Genomic DNA, 20,569 nt, shown 5'->3' on the forward strand with positions numbered 1-20,569 from the left:
GTTTCGCTCACCCGCTGCGAAGAAGGGATCGCGCCGGTCGAAAGTCGTGTCGGCGCTTCTCCTGACCCGGCAGCGGCGAATGACCGACATCTCTCGGCCGCCGCTATGGCCTTACGCTACCGCTAAGTTCGCGGCGACGGCTGCGAGGGCGCAGCAGGTTGCGGCGAGGATGCAGCGGGCGGCTTGGGCTGCTCCGCGGGCGCGACAACGTCTCCACCACCGTGTGGTACACAGGTGCCTACGTTGCTCAGCAGTCTTTTCGCCTCGAGATCGCGGGCCTTCTTGTAGTCCCCACGCCGGCCAATTCGTGCTGCGGCCAAACGATCCCAGGCATCGAACGCATCAGAGTAATGTTGTCGCATTTGCTCCTCGGCGGACAGGCAGTCACTGAACTTGTCGAACACGAGATCGGTATTGACGGGCGCGACGCCACCCACGAGGACCACAAGCATCCATTTCATGGTTTCCGCCTATGTTCGCGCCTGCTCATCGGGAACGGCAAAGTTCCGGCGGCTTCCAGCCGATCTCGCTGACAAGACATGCTCGAGCCAGATCCTCTAACCCCGACAGAGCGGGATTTGCGTGCACGATCGATGTCCAGTCTCCCCGGATGGAAAAAAGGCCCCAGCTCGCGGGGGATAGTGGGGGGCATTGGAGCTGGGGCCCGCGGGGTCACCCTTGGGGAAGGGCACCGGGAAAACTTGGCAATCGCGCGAATGTTCCTGTCCAATTTTGAAAACGCGAGGACCCGAGTCTGGCCCAAGCAGCTCGACGCGATTCCCAGCGAAAAGCCGCCTAACTTGAACGCCTGAATGCAGGCTATCTGTTCCGCCGCTGGACAAAGGCCGCTATGGGCACTTTGTCGCGCAGCGGGGTGCGTGCTGGCAGAACTGCATTCCGCCATCGATACGGCACTGTCGCAGCTGCCAGGCAGCAATCTGCGACCCACCTAGCTGATTGAAGCCCACGTCTTCGTCAGTCGCTGGCTTACTCGCCCGGCGCGATCGCATTACTCGGGGTCGGCCGATCGGCGATCTGCTGGCCGAACAGGCTGCCGATCAGTTCGACCGCGGTGCGCGCGGTGCGGCCACGCTCGTCGAGGAACGGATTGAGCTCGACGATGTCGACTGATCCGACCACGCCGGAATCGTGCAGGAGCTCCATGATCAGGTGCGCTTCGCGATAGGTCGCTCCGCCCGGCACCGTCGTGCCCACGCCGGGTGCGACGCAGGGGTCGAGAAAATCGACATCGAAGCTGACATGCAGCACGCCGTTGCTGGCCTTGACGCGCTCGATGACGCGGCGGATCAGCACGGCGACGCCGAACTCGTCGATCTGGCGCATGTCGACAACCCTGATCCGGCGCGTGCGCATCAACTCCTTTTCGAGCTTGTCGATTGAGCGCGCGCCGAACAGGTCGAGCCTGTCGGGACCGATCGAGGCGCGCGGATCATCGCCGAGCAACCCGTCGAGGCCGGGTTCGCCGCACAGGAATGCCGCCGACATGCCGTGCATGTTGGCGGTGATTGTCGTCTCCGGCGTGTTGTAGTCGGCATGGGCATCGAGCCAGAGCACGAACAGCTCGCGTCCGCGCTCCTGCCAGTGACGGGCCATGGCATTCACCGATCCCATCGACAGCGTGTGATCGCCGCCGAGGAAGATCGGCAGCGCACCGGTTTTCGCGATCTCGTAGCCTCTGCGGCTCAGCAGGCGCGTCCAGCGCTGGATTTCGCGGTAGTGATTGGCTTTATCCGGGGGACTGTCTGCGAGGTCGCGAACCTCGGCCACCGAGAGATCGCCGTAATCGACGACCTCGAAATCCAGGCTCTCGAGCAATGTCGCAAGGCCGGCGGTGCGAAGCGCCGCAGGGCCCATCAGGGTACCGCGCTGCGAAGCCCCCATGTCGATGGGAGCGCCGAGCAAGGCGATGCGCCGGGCTCGATCCGTCGTGGTCCGGTCGGTCACAGCTGTCTCCCGAGATCAACAAGATTGAGCCAGCCTAACAGAGATTCGCATCCGTCGTTTCACGGGGGAGGTCCGCGCAGAGGCGTATCAGCCCGGAACAAAATCCCGCGCGCCGAATTGCTCATCCAAGGCCGGTACCCGCCGTAAACACCACGGCGCCTGTCGCGGATAGCCAAAGGTCATCTGACCCGCTGTTCAGAACGAGCGCTCGCGCGGATAGCCAAAGGTATCGGCCTCCGTCACATGATCAGTCTGGAGGTCGCGCGCTTGAGCACGGAGATCCCGCAGTCCACGTCCCATCCCGGCATGGCCGAGCGTGCCATCGACGCCGCAACGGACATATCCCGCACCGTCGGTGAAGTCGCAGGTGGCCTGCACGCAGCCGTCGACCGCTTGACTTCCGCCATCGAGGAAGCGCGAAAGCCCGGCCGGCCCCTCGCGACCGTCGCCGCGATCACGCGCGAAGCACCGCTTGCCAGCCTGATCGTTGCTTTCCTGTTCGGCGTCGCGATAGCGCGTCGGCGCTAGAGCATGATCCGGAAAAGTGCGAAGCGGTTTTCCGGATAAGATCATGCTCAAACAATGACCTGAAGCGCATCGCGCTTTAGAGATCCAAGCGAGCCCGTTCAGGCGGCACTGACTGCGGCGCGCTCGGAGGCGACGAATTGCCGCTCGAATGCTTCCGCCGGCATCGGCCGGCCGAAGAAATAGCCCTGGCCTTGCTCGCATCCCATGCTCACCAGGAAATCGGCCGTCGCGCGGTTCTCGATGCCTTCGGCCACGACCGTGAGACCGAGCTGCTTGCTGAGACCGATGGTCGACCCGACGATCGCGGCATCGTCGGAATCCGCGAGCAGATCGAGCACGAACGACCGGTCGATCTTGAGCCCGTCGAGCGGAAACTTCTTCAAATAGCTCAGGCTCGCATAGCCAGTGCCGAAATCGTCGAACACGACGTGGACGCCGAGCTGCTGGATGCGCTTGAACATGTCGAGCACGCGGGCTTCGTCGTGAAGCAGGATGTCCTCGGTGACCTCGAGCTCGAGCAGCGACGGCGTGAGCCCCGTCGCTTCGAGCATCCCCGCAACCGAATGCGCAAGATCGCCTGACTGGAGCTGCGAGGGCGACAGGTTGATTGCGACGCGCACGCTGTCGCCGGACAATTCCCAGGCGCGTGCCTGCCGGCAGGCGGTCTCCATCACCCAGTTTCCGATCCGCTCGGACAGGGCCGAGCTATTGACCACCGGCATGAACTCCCCGGGCGAAACGTAGCCGCGCACGGGGTGCCGCCAACGGATCAGCGCTTCCGCTCCGACCAAGCTGGCGTCGATCAGGCGAACCTGGGGCTGGTAGAACAGCTCGAACTCTCCGCGATCGGCGGCAAGCGCCAATTCACTCTCCAGCGTCAGCCGATTCTCCAGCTCCTGCCTGATCGCGCTCTCGAAGATCACATGGCTGCCCCGGCGCGTCAGCTTTGCCTTGCTCAGCGCGAGATGGCCGTTGCTCAGGAGCTCGTCCGTGTTGCACCCGCCTGCCGGATAGACGGCGACGCCGATGCTGATCCTGACGCGATGCTGCCGCGCCCCGGTCGCAAGCGGCGCTTCGAACGCGCGCGCAATTCGTTCGGCAAACTCCGCGATCGGCTCGGCACCATCTGAGCCTTCGCGTGCAATGGCGAATTCGTCGCCGCTAAGCCGGGCAACGATAGCGCCGTCGCCCGCTTGGCCTTTCAGGCGAGTAGCCACCGCCTGCAGCACGAGGTCGCCGGCGGAATGGCCCAGCATGTCGTTGATGCTCTGGAAGCCGTCGAGCCCGATCACCAGCAGCGCGACCTCGCAAGGGTGCTGCCTCGCATCCGCGATCATGCCGGCCAGGCCGGCATGCAGCGTGTTGCGGTTGGCAAGACCGGTCAGCGCGTCGTATTCGGCGAGATATCTGACGCGTTCGGCCTCGCGCTTGCGGACCGAGATGTCGCGCAGGATGGCTCCGTACTGGAAGCCGTCCGTTCCCTGCCAGCCCGAGAAGCTGGCCTCGACCGGGAAAGTTTCACCGTTCTTGCGCCGCCCTTCGAACTCGACGACGACCGCCCCGCCGGGGACCAGGAGTGCCTGGCGTGCGGCGTCGCGCATGGACGGCCTCGCGTCACCGTCCACGGAGACAGCGCACAGCGTTTCGAACGGGCGGCCGATGATCTCTGCGGGCATATAGCCGAAGATCGCGCTGGCGCCGGGATTCCACACGGTGATCGACTGATCTTCGTCGGTGCAGACCAGGCCATCGCCGAGCGACATCGCGATACGATGAAAGCGGCTTTCGGCGATGCGCCCCAGGAGACCACGGAAGTCGATCTCGTCGAGTGCGATCGCCGTCAGATAAGCGACAATCGCGATATGGAACAGCGATGTGTCGATGATGAAGGGCCATTTTGCCTGCACGAGCACCGCAACCAGCTCGGAAAGCGCCCCGGCTGAGATCAGGATTGCGACGCGAACACCGGGTCCGAAGCGGCGCCACGAATACACCATCAGCAGGCAGATCACAGCCAGACCCAGGATCATGCCGGTATCGGAGGTCCAGCGCAGCATCCGGTTCTGGAGGATCGATTCCGCTGCCAGCGCCTGGAGGATGGGTCCGGAGATGATGCGGCCATTTGGAACGCTGAACCGGTCGCCGAGTTCGAGCGCCGTCGCACCAATGATGATCTTCTTGTCTCTCAGCTTGTCGAGCGTGGCGGTTTCGCCGCGGAGCACGTCGGCATAGGAGACCGTCGGAACGGAGGTCGCCCGAATGCTGAAATCGATCAGGAACGGCGGCCGTCGATTGGCGTCCTGCCCGGCCAGCACGACCGCCATCGACGGCATCAGGGCATCGCCGAGCTTCTCGCCGAACGGATAGCGGCGAACCAGCCCGTCGGATTCGATCGCGACATTGACGAGTGCCGGCCACGACTGGTTGCTGAACGGCTTCTGCGGCCGATTGATGTGAGCCGCGCCGCCATTCGGCGCCGGCTGCTTGAAGGACGGCAGGATCGTCGAGCCGCCGGCCTCGCGTAGCGCCTTCACGAACGCCTCGTCGGAGGCAGGATCCGATGGCGAGCTGAAATCGACGTCGAAGGCGATGTCCTGCGCCCTCGCCGCCTCGAGCCTGTGCAACAGTTCGGCATGCAGGCGGCGCGGCCAAGGCCATACCCCGATCTGGTCGATCGAGGGCGCGTCGATGGCGACCACGACGACATTGCCGCTGGCGTCACGCGACTGCCAGGCGAACCTGAGGTCGGTCAGCGCGTTGCGAAGCGTACTGTGCCACCCCGTGGACAGCACCACCGCGAGTGCAGTCACGACAAGAATATGCGGCCGATAGCGTTTCACCCGATCCTCCTGCACCCGCTTCTGCAGGTGCGCCCCTCATCCCCTAGGCAACAGCCTCAATGCTTGTTGTGGCCGTATCCGTTGCCGTGACCGTTGCTGCCGTTGCCGCCACCATTGCCGTTGCCGTTACCATTGTTGCCCTTGCCGTTACCGGTGGCACTACTGTTGCCGTTGCCGTTGCCGTTGCCGGAATTTCCGTTGCCGGAGTTGCCGTTGTTGCCAGCGTTTCCGTTGTTGGCGGCAGCGGCGATCGTGGCGCCTGGATTTGACGAGCTGCTGCTGCCAGCCGTTACGACGCCACTTGTCGTCACCGCGCTCTGGGCGGTGCTGTTGGATGCCGTCGTGCTCGCTTTGCTGTCGCTCCAGACGGTTTCGGTGCTGCTGTTCGCGTTGCGCACCTGCCCGGGCGCAACGGCGCCGTGGGCGAGACCATTCGTGACCTTGTGGACGTTCAGCTTGACCTCGCCGAGCGAGTTCGAGATGCGCACGACGCCGGCCTTGGCCCCACCAGACTTGCCCGCGTGACCTCCGGCCGCCTGATGCGATTGCTTGGGCGCGCCCGCCGCCTTGGTGCCCTTGTCGGTCGCACCAAGCGCATGGATCGCATGGCCGTTCGCGGCATTGCGCGGGGCGGACAGGCCCGATTTCGGCACGGGGATCCGCTCGATGCTCGAGGCGCGCGGCTTGCCTTGCTCGATCGTATTGAAGGTCCCGGAGCCGCTCAGAGAGAGGCCGGGCTTGCCGTGCTCGAAGACGGTGGCGGCCTGCCCCGGCAGGACCTGAGCGATCTGTCCCGTCTTGAAGTCGGAGACCTCAACCTGGCCGCGGAGCACGCCGACCTTGGTGCTGCCTGCATCCACGGTGACGCTGAACTGCGTTCCCTTGACCACGGCGGCGAGATAGGGCGTCTCGACCTCGAAATGCTTGACGTTGCGCTTCTCGACCTCGAGCAGGATCGAACCTGCCTGCTGGATGATGGTGGTCGAGAGACCCTCCTTCTTCTCCGTCGGCAAGCCGACCACCGAATTGGGAGAGATCAGTATGGTTTCCTCGCCGCGGACGAGCAGCACGCGCCCGTTCCGTCCGGTACGAATGGTATCGCCGGGCTTGAGCGCCTCCTGCTGGTTCAATGATACCTGCTGCGCGCCGCTGGTGGCGACCCAGACCTCGCCCGTGGCCCTGCCGACCGACCAGACGCCATCGTCCGCGGCGGATGCGCCGGAGACCGTTCCCAGGATCAGCGCAGCCGCGAAGGCGCACCGCATTCCAATTTTGACCAGCATGACAATCCTCAGTCCGCGTTACAGCCGGTCCTGAGGGGTATCCGAAATGCCTCAACATAGAATTATCAGGAAGCGGCGAGCGGAGCGGTCGCGTTAACGGTTCATTGACCATAAAAAACTATGAAAAATCATGTCGCTAACGAGCTCTTACCGTCGCACGGGCACTTCTCCGTCAAACTACGGGGACAGGCGCGCTGCGCGCGTCGAGAAGCGGTATCTCCTTGCCACACTGGTGCTGTTGGCGCCGATCTTTGCGGGAGTTCCTCAGGCTTTCGCACAACAGGCGAACCAGCCGGGCTTCGATCCGCGCCAACCCGAGAAATATTTTGAAAACCAAACCGAGCGGGAATCGCTGAGCCGCCCTCCGGTCAGGCTGCCGACAGTCGGCCAGCCCAACACCGGCGGCGATACCAAGCCTCAATTCGTGCTGCGCGGCGTCGATGTCACTGGAGCCCGGGCCGTATCCCCCGATCGCATCGCCGCTGTCTACCAGCCCTATGTCGGCAAGAAGGTTTCGCAGGCCGATCTCGCCGCGATCGCCGGCGCGATCAGCGATCTCTACCGCGCCGATGGTTTTCACTTGAGCCGTGCGATCGTGCCGCCGCAGGATATTGCGGACGGACGCGTCCGGATCCAGGTGGTCGAAGGCGCCATCTTGGAGGCCGAGCTGAAAGGCGACGGCGCCGAGCAGTTCGGCGTGAGACCGATGCTTGGGCCGGTTCTGGCCGAGCAACCGTCGCGCCTGGTAACGCTGGAACGTCAGCTGTTTCTCGTCAACGGCAGACCTGGCGTCCGGATCACCGATATCGCACTGGAGGAGATCGGCACTGCAACGGGCCGATTCCGCCTCATTGTCCATTTGAAGACCTGGCACGTCTTCTCGTCGTTCGGTCTGGACAATCTCGGCTCATCATCAGTCGGTCCGTGGCAGACCTATGCGACCGGCGCGTTCAACTCCTATCTCACGCCCGGCGACACGCTGGCGGTCAATCTGTCGACCATCGCCAACGACCCCCGCCAGCTTGGCTTCGCACGGCTGTCCTACGATGCACCGGTCGGTGCCGACGGTGTGCGTCTCGGCGGGTCCGTCCTGTACAGCGCGGTTAGACCGGGCGATGCACGCCGCCTCGACAGCGACATCACCACGACCGAGGCATTCGAGCTGCGTGCCAGCATCGTCCCATTGCAGTCGCAATCCTCCTCGCTGACCCTGACCGCGGCGACGACCTTCAGCAACGTGTCCGAGCATGACCTTTACGGCGCCTGGTACAACGACCACATCAGGACCGCGAGCCTGACCGCTGATTACCGGCTTCAGGACCATTTCGGTGGCACCAATTTCGCGACGCTGACCTACCGCCAGGGCCTCGACATCTTCGGTGCCTCGCATTTCGACGACGATCTTTTGTCGCGCGATGGCGCGTCATCGAACTTCTCGGTGCTAAACCTCTGGTTCACGCGCTACCAGACGCTCAACGACGTCTGGTCGCTCAAGCTTTCCGCTGCGAGCCAGACGGCGTCACGGCCGCTGTTCACCTCGCAGCAATTCTATCTCGGTGGCGCTGCCTTCGGGCGCGGCTATGGCGCAGCAGAGATCAGCGGGGACAACGGTCTTGCCGGCTCTCTCGAACTGCGCTTCGACCAGAAACTCAACTACCGCTACTGGACCGGCTATCAGCTCTATGCCTTCGGCGACGCCGGCGCCGTCTGGAACGACCGTTACCGCCTGAGCGACGGCCTGTCGCTGACCTCGGCCGGAGCTGGCGTGCGGTTCTTCCTGCCGGACGATTTCCAGGCCGATCTCGGCGTGGCCGTCCCCCTGAGCTACCGGGCGCCCGACAACGACCGCCGCAGCCCCCGCTTCCTGTTTACTCTGTCCAGCGCGCTGCGGCTCTGCTCCGAACGCGGCAAGGGCGGCTGTCTGTAAACCCTCGCCCTTCGCGCTATGGCCCCGGGCATGCGGCTCTTTTGGGGCGCGGCTCACAGACTTGCCTAAATTTAATCCCGTAACCTGCTCACGATCGCTCGATCCGGGAGTTCCCAATGACCATGTCACTCAGAAGTGATTTGAGACGGAACAATGAAAAGGGTGTTTGCAGTTCTGGCGTTTCTTTGCGTCCTCGGCGTCGGCCAGTATTTCGTCGTCAGCCGGTTCGCGATCCGCCATGAGGTTTTGACCCTGTTCGACGCCGCGCGCCAGCGGCCGATTGCGGTCGAAATCGCGGTACGGCGCGATTACGAGACCAAGGCCAATCTCGGCCTCTGGAAGCTCCCGCTCGCCATCATCAGCAACGGCAACACCGTCAAGGCTACCGAATATTCCTTCCTCGCCAACGTGCTCGCCGCACGCGGTTATCTCGTCGCCAGCATCCAGCAGGACCTGCCGAGCGATCCGCCGCTGATGACCCAGGCTGGCCAGCAATATGTCGGCCGGCGCGAGGTCTATATCCGCTGCGAGGCCAACATCCTCTTCGCCTTGGGCGAGTTGAAGAGGCGGCAAGAGAACGCCGACTATGACCACATCACGCTTGTCGGGCATTCCAACGGTGGCGACGTTTCGATGTATGTCGCCCATCAGCACCCGGAACTGGTGTCGAAAGTGATCACGCTCGACAATCTACGGGTGCCTTTCGTGCTTAGCGACAACATGAAGATCTTGTCGTTCCGCTCGAAGGATCCGCATTTCGTAACCGATCCCGGCGTACTGCCAACACCGGAAGAGGCCAAGGCGCGCGGCATCGACATTATCCACACTGGCGCACAGCATACCGAGATGAGCGATCGCGGTCCCGATGCGGTCAAGCAGAAGATCCAGGAGACACTCGACCGCTTCCTGCGCGACAGCGCCAGCAGCGCGCTCGCGCCGGCCGATACACGTAGCCCGATGATCATGAACCCCGGCGACTATTAGGCTGGCCCCTTTGCGGCAGATCAGGGCTGCCGCCGGCCGGCCACGATAGAAAGGGCTTCGCCATCTCGGAGAGGCACGTGTCGCACTCCATCGAAAGCCTTGATACGAAAAGACCCGCTAGGACAAGCTTTGGCCTGCCCGCGGCAAGGACGCCGAGATTTGCCCGGCATCTCTACCGTTCGGCCCGCAATCTGCTGCGGTCGATCATCGCCCGCGTCGACCTCTCGCAGTTTCCGGGTTCGTGTTGCGGATGAGCACGACGTCGCGAGCCAACACACAGGGTTGCCCTATGCACCGGCATTCGAGACGAATCTGCCTGCTGCTTGCAGTGGCCTCGAGCTTGGGCACGTCGTCCGCTGTCGCCGCCGATGCCGATCACGGCGCCAACCCTGCGAGGCGTTAGTGCGCCACTCGCCATGTCGTGGCGAACGGCCAGACCCAGGCGAGCGCCGACGTCCCCTCCTTTCGCGTCCGTTGCGCGCAGGCCTGACTTCAGTTCGGAGCGGCTCGCCTTTTTCCTGCTGGACCCGCACCCGAAGATGCCGAATTTCCCCTTGAGTCGGACCGAAGCCGGCGACATCGCGACCCACATCGCGTCGCTGCGTTAGCAGAGCGCCGGCCGGTCAAGACACCTGCAACAAATGCAAATCCGTGCCGGAGAACCGACAGGGATCAGCAGAAAGGATGATGGCCGTCGAATGAGGTCCATTCGGCGGCCAATCATGACCTGGACCAGCATCGACGTGCGTATCTTCACGCCGCGCAAGTCTAATCTGTGACGCGCCGTGAACACACCGAGTATCAGGACTTGCCCTTCCCCGGTTGCATGAGACTGCCGGTCATCTGGCGCATGTGATCTCCGGCACTGGTGAACTGGCTGCGCAGGAAATCCGATTGGATTCGCATCGCCTCCTGAAGGTCGGTGGCATGGACGAGCTTGCGAGCATGCTCGAACGCCGACTTCATGTTCTGCTCGGTGAAAGCGAGCGCCTGCCTCGACACGTCTGCCCCCGCGCCCGGAACGGTCGTCATCGATTTGGTGGCGGCTTCGAAAAACATTCCGAATGCCTTTTCCGCCTGGTCAATCGTCTTCTCGGCCAGGTCGCGCAGTTCGGCCGGAACTTCGAGCTTCGGTTCGATCATGGTCGCACTCCTCCCTTTTTCTGAACTGAATACCACACTTGCCGGATCGCCTTCCAGCGTCCAACCTGGGGCAAACGTCGCCCCGGCGGCCGTCTCTGGCAGGAAAACGAAGGGTAAGGCGTGTAAGGCCGGCGCGCGGTCCGGCTCAGGACAGGGGGTGTTCGGGAAGGGCTTCTTCGGTGGCGAGGTCTTCGACAAGCTTGATGACCTCGAAACGCTGCCGGGGCGCGAGCTTCAGAAACGCCCGAAGCAGGCGCAGGCTTTCGACCGTACCGCTTGCCGGCGCGCCGAGCTTGAGGTGCAGTTGAGCCGCGAAATTGAGGTTTTTCATCTCGCACCTATGACAAGCATCGGCCTTCGTGATCCGTCGTCGAAGTCCCAACTGAGAACCGAATGCCATAACGGGATGCCATGGCGACGGCGAGCTTTCGGCCGGGGGAGCCCGGCGTGTTAGCACGCTGAGCTACATGTCCAAACGGACGGGCTCAAGCGAACAGGTTGTAACTATGCCAAGGAACAACCCCTCCGGCAAGCCCAACAGTTGGCGTAGCGATGCTTCGTCTGCATCGCGCTACGGCAATTCCGGATAACAGGAATATGGCCCGCCGTCACCCACCTGCGTCAGGAAGCGTCATCAACCAGGCACGCGGCCTTGATCGCTGTCAATCGGCGCTGCGTTTCGGATGTGAATGGATGGACATTGGCGGGTGCGAATGAATGCTTCTTCAGCGTATACACGTAATTGTTGAGTCCGACTTCGGCGGTTGTATCGTCGGCGAAATGAACGCCGATCTGGTACTATGGGGATCGGCAGCCACAGCGCTGTCTGCTGCACCAAGAGACGTGAAGGCGAACCATGACGCTGGATTTCATCCAAACGCGCCCCCTCGAACTGTAGGACCTGGACGCGCCTCATCGCATCAGGGTTGATCGGCCGCATTTGTTTCTGACCGTGAACCGTTGTTGAGGAGAAAACGACAAAGCGGTGGCGGAACATTCACGCAGATCACGGGCGCCGGACTGATCGATTCGGGCGCTCCTCAGCACCAAAGGACGACGGCATGCTTTCTCGCTGCGATCTCATCAAGGGCGCCGCAGTCGCGCTTCTCACCCTCTCGACACAAGGCGCATGGGCGCAGGAAACCCGGATGAACCTGTTCAAGATCGTCACCATCAAGGACGAAATCGTCGTCGGATTGTCGGCGGAGGAGCTTCAGGCGCTCGGCGGCAACGATGCCAGCGCCGTTGCACACGCCCTGGCGCAGAAGGGCGATCTCACCGTCTGGCAATACAACGTGCATCGCGGTTCGAACGGGGAATTGCAGCAGGCACCGACCGCTAGGATCGGGCTCTTGGCCGACGCTTCGCTGCGCGTCGAGCCCTATACCACGCCCTACCAGATCCTACCGCATCCCTAAGCAGCAGGCTGGCGCGCCCGCGGTCGAGGCCGCAGGCGCGCCGTTGTCATCTGCAATGCCCTGCACGCTTCGTCCCCGTTTCCGTCGCAAAGCCATAGATCAGCGCCAGGCGGTCCAGGCATTCACGAAAACGCCGGGCAAAATAGTCGTTCCAGCGCTGCGTTCGGACGGCGCGACGCTGGCCGATCTCGTCCATGGTCAGGCCCAGCACCAACACGTCGTGCACCAGGGCGGCGCCGTCGGTGCCGAGTTCGCGTTCGACCCGGTTCAGCCGCAGCACCGCCTGGCGCTGGCTCTCGGTGACCGGCTCGCGCGTGCGCGCGCCATCGACATATTCGCGAGTCGGATCCATCGCCTGAGGGCCTCGCTCGGCCCTCTCCCAATCGTTCTGGAAGGCGCGCCCGCCGCGATATTGCGCCTCGTCGATCTGATGGTGCGCGTGCAGTCGGCCGAGCGGATCGCTGCGGATCGAACGCACAGCCATGATCTTCTCTCCGGGGTCGAGCGCCAGCGGGTTGTCGACCTCGACTTCCGCCACTTCCGCATTGAACGGTATCTCGAGCGAGCGTCGGTCGTGGACATTCGCCAATTTGTAGGACCTGCTGCGTCGGACACGTGCCACTCGGATAACTCCTTGCGAAATTGAGGATTGAACGGGCGGTCGCCAAGTCAGGCGGCGAAGACCAGCCTCAGCACGACGGGACTAGCGACGCGGGCGGCGGCCCCAGCTCCGGAGCGGCGCGTCAGGCGCACATGCGGCGCGCAATAGCTCGAGCCCGGCTCGCGCGGATGGCCGCAGAAGGTAATCTCCTCTCCTTCCTTGTCGCCGCCATACGGATAGTGACAGTCGTCGCGAGCGAGCCGGACCAACGGGATCAGGCGCGGCTGGACGCCGACGCAGCGCAATTTGACCGGCGCGGCAGGCTTCATCGCGGATTTCGGCGGCAGGTTCAGTAACGCGGGACGGTGCGGGAGGATAAGACAGGCTCCAGACGGCAACACCGGCACGATCGACGGACTCGTCGTCCGCACCTGCACGATCAAGCCGAGCCGCTTGGCGCGGCCGGCCACGGCGTTGCGCGTGTAAGCCGTTCCAAACCTTGCGTTAATCTGTCTTCCGATCTCCGCATGAGACATTCCCTTGAAAAAATAGTCGCGAAGCGCGTCGGAGTGCTCCGACGGCCAATGGCCCGGTTCCATGCTGCTATCCTGTGATGCGCCTCCTCCGATCGCACGATCGCAAGGCGTCGTGTACATTCCGGTATTCCGAAGTCAGAGTCAAGCGATAATTCTGATATTCATAATTGCATCAATTCCGAATTTCGGATTATAAGAGGCGGAACGATGGACAATCGAGGGAATCACCATGTTGGACGCTGCAATGATCGAGCGGGGCCTGGAAAAGACGGGCAAGAGCAAGGGCGGCCTGGCGGCCGCCATGGGCGTACGGCCCGGCGCGGTCTCGGAGATCCTGGGCGGCGAACGCCTGGTGAAGGCCTCGGAAATCATTCCGATCATGGAATATCTCGAGCTCAATCTCGCGCCGATCATGGGTCGCGTCGGCGCCGGTGCCGTGATCGAGCCGGATTATGAGCAAGTTCCCCCGGAAGGCCTTGGCGACATCGCGCTGCCCTTTCCGATCATGGAGGAGACCATCGCGTTCGAGATCGTGGGCGATTCGATGCTGCCCAAATACGAGAGCGGCGATGTGATCGTGGTCTACAAGGACCAGCGCCATCCACTGTCGAGCTTCTACGGCGAAGAGGCCGTGGTCCGACTCAAGACCGGCGAGCGCTATCTGAAGACCATCGAGCGGGGCAAATCCCCCTCCGTCGTCAATCTCAGCAGCTTCAATGCCAAGCAGATCGTCGGCGTGAAACTGGAGTGGGTCGGCGAGATCTGCCTGTCCATGCCCAAGGGCCAGCTGGAGCGGTTGCGCGCCAAGTCGGCACGCCCTCGCAAGAGGGGCAAGTAGGCGTTGATTTCCGTTTTTTCGAATGAGCCTTGACTTTATTCCGTTTTTCGGAAATACTTTGCCGTGCCCGGCCATAGGGCACGGCAGGGTCGTTTCATGCAGTATTTCGTCGTGATGATCGACTATGGGCGCCGGGGCCGCGAGGCGGTCGTCGACCCTGAAATCACCAGGCGCGAGGTCATTTCCCGCGTCGCGTCAGGTGAATATCAGAACATCTTGTTCATCCAGGAAATCGTGGAGAATTCGGTCGAAGACGTGACCGAGGCGATCCTCGCTGAGGCTGCCCTGCCCCGGGTCCCGCCCGAAGATGTCGACCTCCAGGCTATCCGCCTCGATCACACCCGCGATCTGCGCAAGCACGAGCGGACGTGACGCAGGCCCAAGCGGCCTGCGCCACGGCCCGGTCGGAGATCACACGGTGAGGACGGTCGACCCCGTGGTCTTGCGCGCGGCGAGATCGGCATGCGCCTTGGCGGCGTCCTTCAGTGGATAGGTCTGGTGCACCTCGATCTTGACCGCGCCAGACTTGACGACGTCGAACAGCTCGCCTGCCATCGCGACCAGGCTTTCACGCTTGGCGGCGTAGGTGAACAGCGTCGGCCGGGTGACGTAGAGCGAGCCCTTCTGCGCCAGCAAACCGAGATTGAGCGGCTCGACAGCGCCGGACGACGCACCGAACAGCGCGGCGACGCCGAGCGGCGCGAGGCAGTCGAGCGACTTCAGGAAGGTATCCTTGCCGACGGAGTCATAGACCACCGGCACCTTCTTGCCGCCGGTGATCTCGTCCACGCGTTTCACGAAATCCTCGCGGCTATAGATGATGACATGGTCGCAACCATGCGCCTTGGCGAGCTTGGCCTTCTCGTCGCTGCTGACGGTGCCGATCACGGTGGCGCCGAGATGCTTGGCCCACTGGCTCAGGATCAGGCCAACGCCGCCGGCGGCCGCATGCAGCAGGATGGTGTCGCCAGCCTTCACGCGGTAGGTCTGCCGGATCAGATATTGCGTGGTGAGCCCCTTCAGCATCATCGCCGCCGCGGTCTTGTCGTCGACACCGTCGGGCAGCTTCAGCAGTCGGTCGGCCGGGATCAGCCGCGCCTCGGAATAGGCCCCGAGCGGCGAGGCGCCATAGGCGACGCGATCGCCCGGCTTCAGATCGGTGACACCGGGCCCGACCTCCTCGACGACGCCAGCAGCTTCGCTACCAAGCCCGCTCGGCAGTTGCGCCGGGTAAAGGCCCGAACGGTTGTAGATGTCGACGAAGTTGAGACCGACCGCAGTGTGGCGGATGCGCGCCTCGCCCGGTCCGGGCTTGCCGACACTGACCTCCTCCCAGATCAGCACTTCCGGACCACCAGTCTTGTGAAAGCGAATGGCATGCGTCATGGGCGTTGCTCCCTTATCGTTGAGGTAAGAATCCGAATACCGGATCGGCCTTTTGAAATAGGTATTTGGTCCACCCGTCACAGTCCAGAGACGTAACAAGAATGTCACAGCGAACGACAAACCTTCGCCGTTCCGTCTCTGTTCGAAAGAGTTGATGTCGGCCTTGCGCCGACCGGCAGTAGCCTTCGCGCGGGTTTGGTGGTCGTCTGCGAAGGAGAGCCGAGATGCCAGCTTATGTACAGCATCATCAGGGTATCGAGATCGCGCCTGTGATTTGCCCCGCTTGCATGGGGTTCCTTCCGATGTATGTGCGCGAGGTCGAACCGCATTGGAGTCTTGCCAAGATCGACTTCGTCTTTGAATGCGCCGATTGCGGCGCCGAGGTCAGACAGACTATCCGCAAGCCGGAGTTGCTGCGGCACTGATCGCGCGGCCGGTGCCCACTCAATTATTTGCGTTGAGCGGAAAAAAGCGACCATTCGCGCGGGTCTGGCCTCTCCCAAACGAGGCTTGTTCTTTGCCGCGAACGCAGGCAGAACAAGCCTCAATCAAGACCTTTGGGAGCGCCTTTTCGTGGCCGAACAGAAGCCCTCGACAGCGATCGAGGCAGTAGAGAGCGGCCTTGCTGCGCAAGGCTATATCGCGAGCCGGCAGATCGCGACCGCCGTCTATTTGTCGCAACAGATCGAGAAGCCGATTCTGGTCGAGGGTCCCGCGGGCGTCGGCAAGACCGAACTCGCCAAGGCGATCGCCGCCTGGCGCGGCATGAAGATGATCCGCCTGCAATGCTATGAAGGCCTCGACGAGGCCAAGGCGCTCTATGAGTGGAAATACGCCAAGCAGCTTCTCTATACGCAGATCCTCAAGGACAAGCTCGGCGAAGTCCTCGGCGGCGCGCAGACACTGCACGCGGCACTTAATCAGCTCCACGACTTCGGCGACGTGTTCTTCTCCAAGGAATTTGTCGAGCCGCGGCCGCTGCTGCAGGCGCTGGAGCAGCCAGGCGGCTGCGTGCTCCTGATCGACGAGATCGACAAGTCGGATGCGGAATTCGAATCGCTACTGCTTGAGATCCTCTCCGACTTCCAGGTCACGATTCCCGAGCTCGGCACCGTCTCTGCGATCAAGCCGCCGACGGTGATCCTCACCTCCAACAGCGAGCGCGATCTTGGCGACGCCCTGAAGCGGCGCTGCCTGCATCTGCACATCGGCTTCCCCGAGCAGCGGCTTGAGGAGCGCATCGTCGAGAGCCGCGTCCCCAACATCTCGCAGACGCTACGGCGGCAGATGGTTGGCTTCATCCACGAAATCCGCTCGCTCGACCTCAAGAAACTGCCCTCGGTCAGCGAAACCATCGACTGGGCGCGCGTGCTGGTGCTCTTGCAGGCTTCCGAGCTCGATACCGACATAGTCAAGGACACGCTCAACGTGCTCCTGAAATACGAGGCCGACATCGAGGCGGCTCAGCCTCAGATTACGACCTTCATTGCCAAGGCAGCACGATCCAACGTCTTCGGTTGACGCCGATGCGCGAGAATATTCATCGTTTCTTCCGGGCGGCGCGGGGCGCCGGCGTCCATGTCTCGCCTGCCGAAAGCATCGATGCGATGCGTGCGGTCGCACAGGTCGGCGTTTCCGACCGGACTATCCTGCGCGATGCGCTCCTTCTGACGCTCGCCAAGTCGCAGGACGAGAAGCTCGCGCTCGGTGACTGTTTTGATCTGTTCTTCAGCCAGCCGGAGCCGCGGCAGGATCAGCCCGAGGCCGAGGGCGAGGACGCTTCACAGAACGCGGACCAATCTCCGTCGTCCGGTGCGGCCAGCGATGCGAGCGCCGGTTCGCCTCCCGCAGAATTGGGCGCGCTCGCGCAGATGCTGCTGTCGCAGGATCGCAGCGCGGTCGCCGCCGCGATCGCCAGCGCTTCCGGGGCCGCCTCCCTGTCCGACATCCGCTACTCCACCCAGCGCGGCATCTTCTCCAGCCGCATCCTCGACGCCATGGGGCTCCAGCGGCTGCGCGACGACCTCGACGAGCTGAGCGCGACCAACCCGGCACTGGCCGAGCGGCTTCGCGCCGCGCTCGACGCCTTGCGCGAAGCCGTGCGCGACACCGTTGCGCAGGGACTTGCGCTCTACGCCCGCGAGGAGGCAGAAAACCTCCGCAACGAGATCCTGCGCAACGCGCCACTTGCCCGCATTGAGCGGCGCCACGTTGCGGAGATGCGCGCTCTCATCCGCCAGATTGCGCGGCGCCTGCGCGAGCGCTATTCGAAACCACGCAAGCGCCAGCGCCGCGGTCATCTCGACGTTCGCCGCACGCTGCGCCGCAACGCCGCCTGGGGTGGCATCCCCTTCCTCACGGCATGGAAGCGCAAGCATCGCGACCGGCCGAAGATCGTTGCGATTTGCGACGTCTCGGGCTCGGTCGCGCAGGTCTCGGATTTCTTCCTGCTCCTGATCCACTCGCTGCACGAGGTGGTCGACGACGTCCATTCCTTCGCCTTCTCCTCACATCTGATCGAAGTCAGCGACATCCTGGAATCGAAATCGCCGGAAGAGGCGATGGCCGAGATCATGTCCAAGGTCGGCTTCGGCTCCTCCGACTACGGCTCGTCGCTGGTCGATTTCGAGAAGGAGTTTATGAGCACGTTGACACCGCAGACCACGGTGATCGTGCTCGGCGATGCCCGCAGCAACAATCTCGATCCGCGCGCCGACATCCTGCGCCGCATCTCGGAGCGCTCGAAACGGCTGGTGTGGCTCAATCCCGAAGGACGTCTCGCCTGGGGCTTTGGCGATTCCGAGATGCCGCGCTATGCGACTTTCTGCAGCGTTGTGCGCCAGTGCGCCACCGCGCAGCAGCTCGAGCGCGCGGTGTCCGATATCGTGGCGACTTATCAGTAGGCCTTACGCCGCAGCCGACGTCAGTTTCGCGCCAGCTCTCTGTGAGCCACATTGCACTCCCGGAAATGATAGGCGATCTCGTCGAGCGCGCGCTGTTCCCATTCCTGGGCTTGCGCAAGCCAGAAAACCCGGCGCTCGAAATCGAGCGCGGCGCGTTCTCGGCACAGGGATTCCTGACTGCGAATTTCGACCAGCCTGTTCATGCACTCACACTCCTGCCATGTGAAGCCATTCCCCGCTAATCAGCGTAACAGACTCTCGAACCCCTCGTCTCATGATTTCTGTGCATATCGCGCCGCAGAATGGGACAGCAACGCTTGCCGTGCAGCGCGGTAACTCGCGGACCGACATCAAGTGCACATCATCAATATGTGATCGAGGTCTGGGACGATATTCGTCGTCTTGCGGCCTTAATTCTGCGGCGCAACGACATGCGGCAATTTGTGAAGAGAAGTTCTAAACACTTCACCGAATTCCCGACTCATTGTCGTCGCACGGTCTTCATGCAGCGCCGCTAACAGAGGCGCACGAACGATACTATGGCGCTTGAGGCAACATGAGCAGCGACATCGACTTCGATCTTTCGCCGGACCAATGGGAGGTTCTGAAAGCGCTCCGCAATCCCGCATCGTATGGTCGCCTCACGAAGGCCTACGTCGTCGAAGACCTCGTCAAGCTCGGCCTTGTCGCGATCAGGGACAGCGTTCCCGAGATGACGTTGACAGGACGCAAGGTGCTGGTGCGAGGATCATGCCACCTGCTGGATCTGGCAGCCTAGGTCTTCCGCGACATCCGGACATCTCAAAAGATCTGTGAGATCACGACCGCATAGGCGATGAACACCAAGCCGAGACCCCAGACCATCGCAGGAATCCGCGCTCGCCGGCCTACCGCAACCTCCAGCGCGATATAGCTCAGCGTCCCCAGCGCCATTCCGTTGATGAGATTGTTGGTCAGCACGGTGACCAGCAGCGTAAGCACGATGGGCACGGCGTTGACGAGATCGGTCATGTCAATGCGGGCGAGGCCCTGCATCATCAGCACGCCGACGAGCACCAGCGCGGGTGCGGTTGCTTGCGGTGGAATGATGACGAAGACGGGCCAGAAGAACAAGGCAAGGCAGAAGAACGCAGCTACCGTCAGCGATGTCAGGCCGGTGCGTCCTCCGGCCTGCACGCCAGTGATCGACTCGATATAGGCGGTCACCACCGACGTGCCGAGCAGCGGGCCGAGGATGGACGCGGTCGCATCGGTGGCGAAGGCGGCGGTGGCGTTCGGGATCGAGCCGTCGGGGCGGCGCAGATTGGCGGCACCGGTCACGCCGATCAGGGTTCCCAGAGTCGAGAAGAATTCGGCGCACAGGAAGTAGAACAGCAGCGGCAGCGCCACGACGAAGTGACTGACGAGGTAACCGACGTCGAGTGCCATGAAGGTGCTGGTGGGCCAGCGCGGCCATGAAACGATCGCCGACGGCACCGCGGTCACCATCTTGCCGTTTGCACCGGGAACGAAGAAGCCGATCAGGGTCAGCACGGCAATCGAGAGGATGAGTCCGCCGGGAATACGTCGCGCTACCAGCACCGGCGTGAGCAGCAGACCTGCGAGGGTCAACAGCACCGGCGGACTGCGCAGCGATCCCATGGCGATATAGGTCGATGGGTTCTGCACCACAAAGCCCGCACCGCGCAACGCAATGAACACGATCAGGGTGCCGACCGCAGCCTGGATGCCGATCTTCAACGCTTCGGGAACGTCCCGTGCGACACGCTCGCGCAGCTTCGACAGGCTGAGGATCAGGAACAGCACGCCCGTAAAGGCGACCATGGCGAGCGCGCCTTGCCAGGGCATGCCCATCTGCTTGACGATCACATAGGTGAAGATGACGTTGGAGCCCATCGCGGGCGCAACGGCGAGCGGCAGATTGGCCCAAAGCCCCATCATCACCGAACCGAAGATCGCCGCGAGCGCCGTCGCGCTGACCAGATCGGCGCGATCCATTCCGGCATTGGACATGATCGCCGGGTTCACTGCGATGATATAGGCCATCGCTGCGAACGTGGTCGCACCGGCCATCACCTCGCGTCCAATGGTGGTGCCGCGCTCGGAGAGACCGAAGAGGCGGTCGATCGGCCCTTGCGGGCCCGACGGCCCGACGGATCTTGGTGCCGTGTCTGGGGAAACCGTTTCCGGCAGCGTCATCTCGTTCATCGCCGTCTT

General features: G+C 63.0%; 21 protein-coding genes and 1 pseudogene. 11 read left to right on the forward strand and 11 right to left on the reverse strand.

The window, feature by feature from the left end; genetic code table 11:
* Nucleotides 1-122: 122 nt before the first annotated feature.
* Together IVA88_RS29085 and rocF are read right to left on the reverse strand one after the other, a co-directional pair.
* The gene (locus tag IVA88_RS29085; protein WP_247500635.1) at nucleotides 123-461 is read right to left on the reverse strand and encodes a hypothetical protein; all 339 of its coding nucleotides are present in this window, start codon (nucleotides 459-461) and stop codon (nucleotides 123-125) included.
* A gap of 526 nt (nucleotides 462-987) precedes the next feature.
* Complete coding sequence (rocF, locus tag IVA88_RS29090) at nucleotides 988-1,965, reverse strand: arginase (protein WP_247500636.1); 978 nt, start codon at nucleotides 1,963-1,965, stop codon at nucleotides 988-990.
* 243 nt (nucleotides 1,966-2,208) lie between these two features.
* Here rocF and IVA88_RS29095 point away from each other — a divergent pair, with 243 nt between their 5' ends.
* Complete coding sequence (locus IVA88_RS29095; RefSeq protein ID WP_247500637.1) at nucleotides 2,209-2,493, forward strand: hypothetical protein; 285 nt, start codon at nucleotides 2,209-2,211, stop codon at nucleotides 2,491-2,493.
* A gap of 98 nt (nucleotides 2,494-2,591) precedes the next feature.
* Here the strand turns inward: IVA88_RS29095 and IVA88_RS29100 are convergent, their stop codons facing one another.
* Together IVA88_RS29100 and IVA88_RS29105 are read right to left on the reverse strand one after the other, a co-directional pair.
* A complete protein-coding gene (locus tag IVA88_RS29100; RefSeq protein WP_247500638.1) occupies nucleotides 2,592-5,333 on the reverse strand; it encodes an EAL domain-containing protein in 2,742 nt (913 codons plus the stop codon).
* A 56-nt stretch (nucleotides 5,334-5,389) separates the two neighbouring features.
* Entirely contained in the window at nucleotides 5,390-6,616 is a 1,227-nt protein-coding gene (locus IVA88_RS29105; RefSeq protein WP_247500639.1) for a FecR family protein, read from the reverse strand.
* Nucleotides 6,617-6,746: 130 nt separating this feature from the next.
* On the opposite strand from IVA88_RS29105, the gene IVA88_RS29110 reads away from it, so the two are divergent.
* The 3 genes and pseudogenes from IVA88_RS29110 to IVA88_RS29120 all read left to right on the forward strand — a co-directional run bounded on the left by IVA88_RS29110 (nucleotide 6,747) and on the right by IVA88_RS29120 (nucleotide 10,135).
* The gene (locus tag IVA88_RS29110) at nucleotides 6,747-8,543 is read left to right on the forward strand and encodes a POTRA domain-containing protein (RefSeq protein WP_247500640.1); all 1,797 of its coding nucleotides are present in this window, start codon (nucleotides 6,747-6,749) and stop codon (nucleotides 8,541-8,543) included.
* Nucleotides 8,544-8,696: 153 nt separating this feature from the next.
* Nucleotides 8,697-9,527, forward strand: coding sequence for an alpha/beta hydrolase (locus IVA88_RS29115; protein ID WP_247500641.1), 831 nt, complete (start codon nucleotides 8,697-8,699; stop codon nucleotides 9,525-9,527).
* A 289-nt stretch (nucleotides 9,528-9,816) separates the two neighbouring features.
* A pseudogene (locus tag IVA88_RS29120) lies at nucleotides 9,817-10,135 on the forward strand (cytochrome c).
* Between the two features lie 193 nt (nucleotides 10,136-10,328).
* On the opposite strand, the gene IVA88_RS29125 reads toward IVA88_RS29120, so the two are convergent.
* Nucleotides 10,329-10,670: a phasin gene (locus IVA88_RS29125; RefSeq protein ID WP_247500642.1), complete on the reverse strand. Its 342-nt coding sequence runs from the start codon at nucleotides 10,668-10,670 to the stop codon at nucleotides 10,329-10,331.
* A gap of 145 nt (nucleotides 10,671-10,815) precedes the next feature.
* Nucleotides 10,816-11,001, reverse strand: a complete 186-nt coding sequence (locus tag IVA88_RS29130) for a hypothetical protein (protein WP_247500643.1) — start codon at nucleotides 10,999-11,001, stop codon at nucleotides 10,816-10,818.
* Between the two features lie 730 nt (nucleotides 11,002-11,731).
* On the opposite strand from IVA88_RS29130, the gene IVA88_RS29135 reads away from it, so the two are divergent.
* Nucleotides 11,732-12,088, forward strand: a complete 357-nt coding sequence (locus tag IVA88_RS29135) for a hypothetical protein (protein WP_247500644.1) — start codon at nucleotides 11,732-11,734, stop codon at nucleotides 12,086-12,088.
* Nucleotides 12,089-12,134: 46 nt separating this feature from the next.
* Here IVA88_RS29135 and IVA88_RS29140 read toward each other — a convergent pair whose 3' ends face one another.
* Together IVA88_RS29140 and IVA88_RS29145 are read right to left on the reverse strand one after the other, a co-directional pair.
* Nucleotides 12,135-12,710 carry a hypothetical protein gene (locus tag IVA88_RS29140; RefSeq protein ID WP_247500645.1) on the reverse strand — a complete coding sequence of 192 codons (576 nt, stop codon included), beginning with the start codon at nucleotides 12,708-12,710 and terminating at the stop codon, nucleotides 12,135-12,137.
* 47 nt (nucleotides 12,711-12,757) lie between these two features.
* On the reverse strand, nucleotides 12,758-13,288 hold the full coding sequence (locus IVA88_RS29145) for a GcrA family cell cycle regulator (RefSeq protein ID WP_247500646.1): 531 nt from the start codon (nucleotides 13,286-13,288) through the stop codon (nucleotides 12,758-12,760).
* 166 nt (nucleotides 13,289-13,454) lie between these two features.
* On the opposite strand from IVA88_RS29145, the gene IVA88_RS29150 reads away from it, so the two are divergent.
* The gene (locus tag IVA88_RS29150) at nucleotides 13,455-14,063 is read left to right on the forward strand and encodes a S24 family peptidase (protein WP_247297883.1); all 609 of its coding nucleotides are present in this window, start codon (nucleotides 13,455-13,457) and stop codon (nucleotides 14,061-14,063) included.
* 96 nt (nucleotides 14,064-14,159) lie between these two features.
* The gene (locus IVA88_RS29155) at nucleotides 14,160-14,435 is read left to right on the forward strand and encodes a hypothetical protein (protein ID WP_247500647.1); all 276 of its coding nucleotides are present in this window, start codon (nucleotides 14,160-14,162) and stop codon (nucleotides 14,433-14,435) included.
* 39 nt (nucleotides 14,436-14,474) lie between these two features.
* On the opposite strand, the gene IVA88_RS29160 is transcribed toward IVA88_RS29155, so the two are convergent.
* Nucleotides 14,475-15,449 carry a quinone oxidoreductase gene (locus tag IVA88_RS29160; protein ID WP_247500648.1) on the reverse strand — a complete coding sequence of 325 codons (975 nt, stop codon included), beginning with the start codon at nucleotides 15,447-15,449 and terminating at the stop codon, nucleotides 14,475-14,477.
* A 224-nt stretch (nucleotides 15,450-15,673) separates the two neighbouring features.
* On the opposite strand from IVA88_RS29160, the gene IVA88_RS29165 reads away from it, so the two are divergent.
* The 3 genes from IVA88_RS29165 (at nucleotide 15,674) to IVA88_RS29175 (ending at nucleotide 18,352) form a co-directional block, all read left to right on the forward strand.
* On the forward strand, nucleotides 15,674-15,874 hold the full coding sequence (locus IVA88_RS29165) for a hypothetical protein (RefSeq protein WP_247500649.1): 201 nt from the start codon (nucleotides 15,674-15,676) through the stop codon (nucleotides 15,872-15,874).
* Between the two features lie 148 nt (nucleotides 15,875-16,022).
* On the forward strand, nucleotides 16,023-16,970 hold the full coding sequence (locus IVA88_RS29170; protein WP_247500650.1) for a MoxR family ATPase: 948 nt from the start codon (nucleotides 16,023-16,025) through the stop codon (nucleotides 16,968-16,970).
* Nucleotides 16,971-16,975: 5 nt separating this feature from the next.
* Nucleotides 16,976-18,352 (forward strand): VWA domain-containing protein, encoded by a 1,377-nt coding sequence (locus IVA88_RS29175; protein ID WP_247500651.1) that lies wholly within the window; start codon nucleotides 16,976-16,978, stop codon nucleotides 18,350-18,352.
* A gap of 20 nt (nucleotides 18,353-18,372) precedes the next feature.
* Here IVA88_RS29175 and IVA88_RS29180 read toward each other — a convergent pair whose 3' ends face one another.
* Nucleotides 18,373-18,555: a hypothetical protein gene (locus tag IVA88_RS29180; protein ID WP_247500652.1), complete on the reverse strand. Its 183-nt coding sequence runs from the start codon at nucleotides 18,553-18,555 to the stop codon at nucleotides 18,373-18,375.
* Between the two features lie 353 nt (nucleotides 18,556-18,908).
* Here IVA88_RS29180 and IVA88_RS29185 point away from each other — a divergent pair, with 353 nt between their 5' ends.
* Entirely contained in the window at nucleotides 18,909-19,130 is a 222-nt protein-coding gene (locus IVA88_RS29185; protein ID WP_247500653.1) for a hypothetical protein, read from the forward strand.
* Between the two features lie 23 nt (nucleotides 19,131-19,153).
* Here the strand turns inward: IVA88_RS29185 and IVA88_RS29190 are convergent, their stop codons facing one another.
* Entirely contained in the window at nucleotides 19,154-20,560 is a 1,407-nt protein-coding gene (locus tag IVA88_RS29190) for an NCS2 family permease (RefSeq protein ID WP_247500654.1), read from the reverse strand.
* Between the last annotated feature and the right edge of the window lie 9 nt (nucleotides 20,561-20,569).

It is taken from the genome of Bradyrhizobium sp. 149 (genome assembly GCF_023073915.1).
Taxonomy (GTDB): Bacteria; Pseudomonadota; Alphaproteobacteria; order Rhizobiales; family Xanthobacteraceae; genus Bradyrhizobium.

Coding starts and splice junctions, on each gene's coding strand:
- IVA88_RS29175 (WP_247500651.1), top strand. CDS start 16,976: ATGCGCGAGAATATTCATCGTTTCTTCCGGGCGGCGCGGGGCGCCGGC.
- IVA88_RS29110 (WP_247500640.1), top strand. CDS start 6,747: ATGTCGCTAACGAGCTCTTACCGTCGCACGGGCACTTCTCCGTCAAAC.
- IVA88_RS29190 (WP_247500654.1), bottom strand. CDS start 20,560: ATGAACGAGATGACGCTGCCGGAAACGGTTTCCCCAGACACGGCACCA.
- IVA88_RS29145 (WP_247500646.1), bottom strand. CDS start 13,288: ATGGAACCGGGCCATTGGCCGTCGGAGCACTCCGACGCGCTTCGCGAC.
- IVA88_RS29095 (WP_247500637.1), top strand. CDS start 2,209: ATGATCAGTCTGGAGGTCGCGCGCTTGAGCACGGAGATCCCGCAGTCC.
- IVA88_RS29105 (WP_247500639.1), bottom strand. CDS start 6,616: ATGCTGGTCAAAATTGGAATGCGGTGCGCCTTCGCGGCTGCGCTGATC.
- IVA88_RS29160 (WP_247500648.1), bottom strand. CDS start 15,449: ATGACGCATGCCATTCGCTTTCACAAGACTGGTGGTCCGGAAGTGCTG.
- IVA88_RS29085 (WP_247500635.1), bottom strand. CDS start 461: ATGAAATGGATGCTTGTGGTCCTCGTGGGTGGCGTCGCGCCCGTCAAT.
- IVA88_RS29135 (WP_247500644.1), top strand. CDS start 11,732: ATGCTTTCTCGCTGCGATCTCATCAAGGGCGCCGCAGTCGCGCTTCTC.
- IVA88_RS29165 (WP_247500649.1), top strand. CDS start 15,674: ATGCCAGCTTATGTACAGCATCATCAGGGTATCGAGATCGCGCCTGTG.
- IVA88_RS29130 (WP_247500643.1), bottom strand. CDS start 11,001: ATGAAAAACCTCAATTTCGCGGCTCAACTGCACCTCAAGCTCGGCGCG.
- IVA88_RS29115 (WP_247500641.1), top strand. CDS start 8,697: ATGAAAAGGGTGTTTGCAGTTCTGGCGTTTCTTTGCGTCCTCGGCGTC.
- IVA88_RS29180 (WP_247500652.1), bottom strand. CDS start 18,555: ATGAACAGGCTGGTCGAAATTCGCAGTCAGGAATCCCTGTGCCGAGAA.
- IVA88_RS29155 (WP_247500647.1), top strand. CDS start 14,160: ATGCAGTATTTCGTCGTGATGATCGACTATGGGCGCCGGGGCCGCGAG.
- IVA88_RS29150 (WP_247297883.1), top strand. CDS start 13,455: ATGTTGGACGCTGCAATGATCGAGCGGGGCCTGGAAAAGACGGGCAAG.
- IVA88_RS29125 (WP_247500642.1), bottom strand. CDS start 10,670: ATGATCGAACCGAAGCTCGAAGTTCCGGCCGAACTGCGCGACCTGGCC.
- IVA88_RS29185 (WP_247500653.1), top strand. CDS start 18,909: ATGAGCAGCGACATCGACTTCGATCTTTCGCCGGACCAATGGGAGGTT.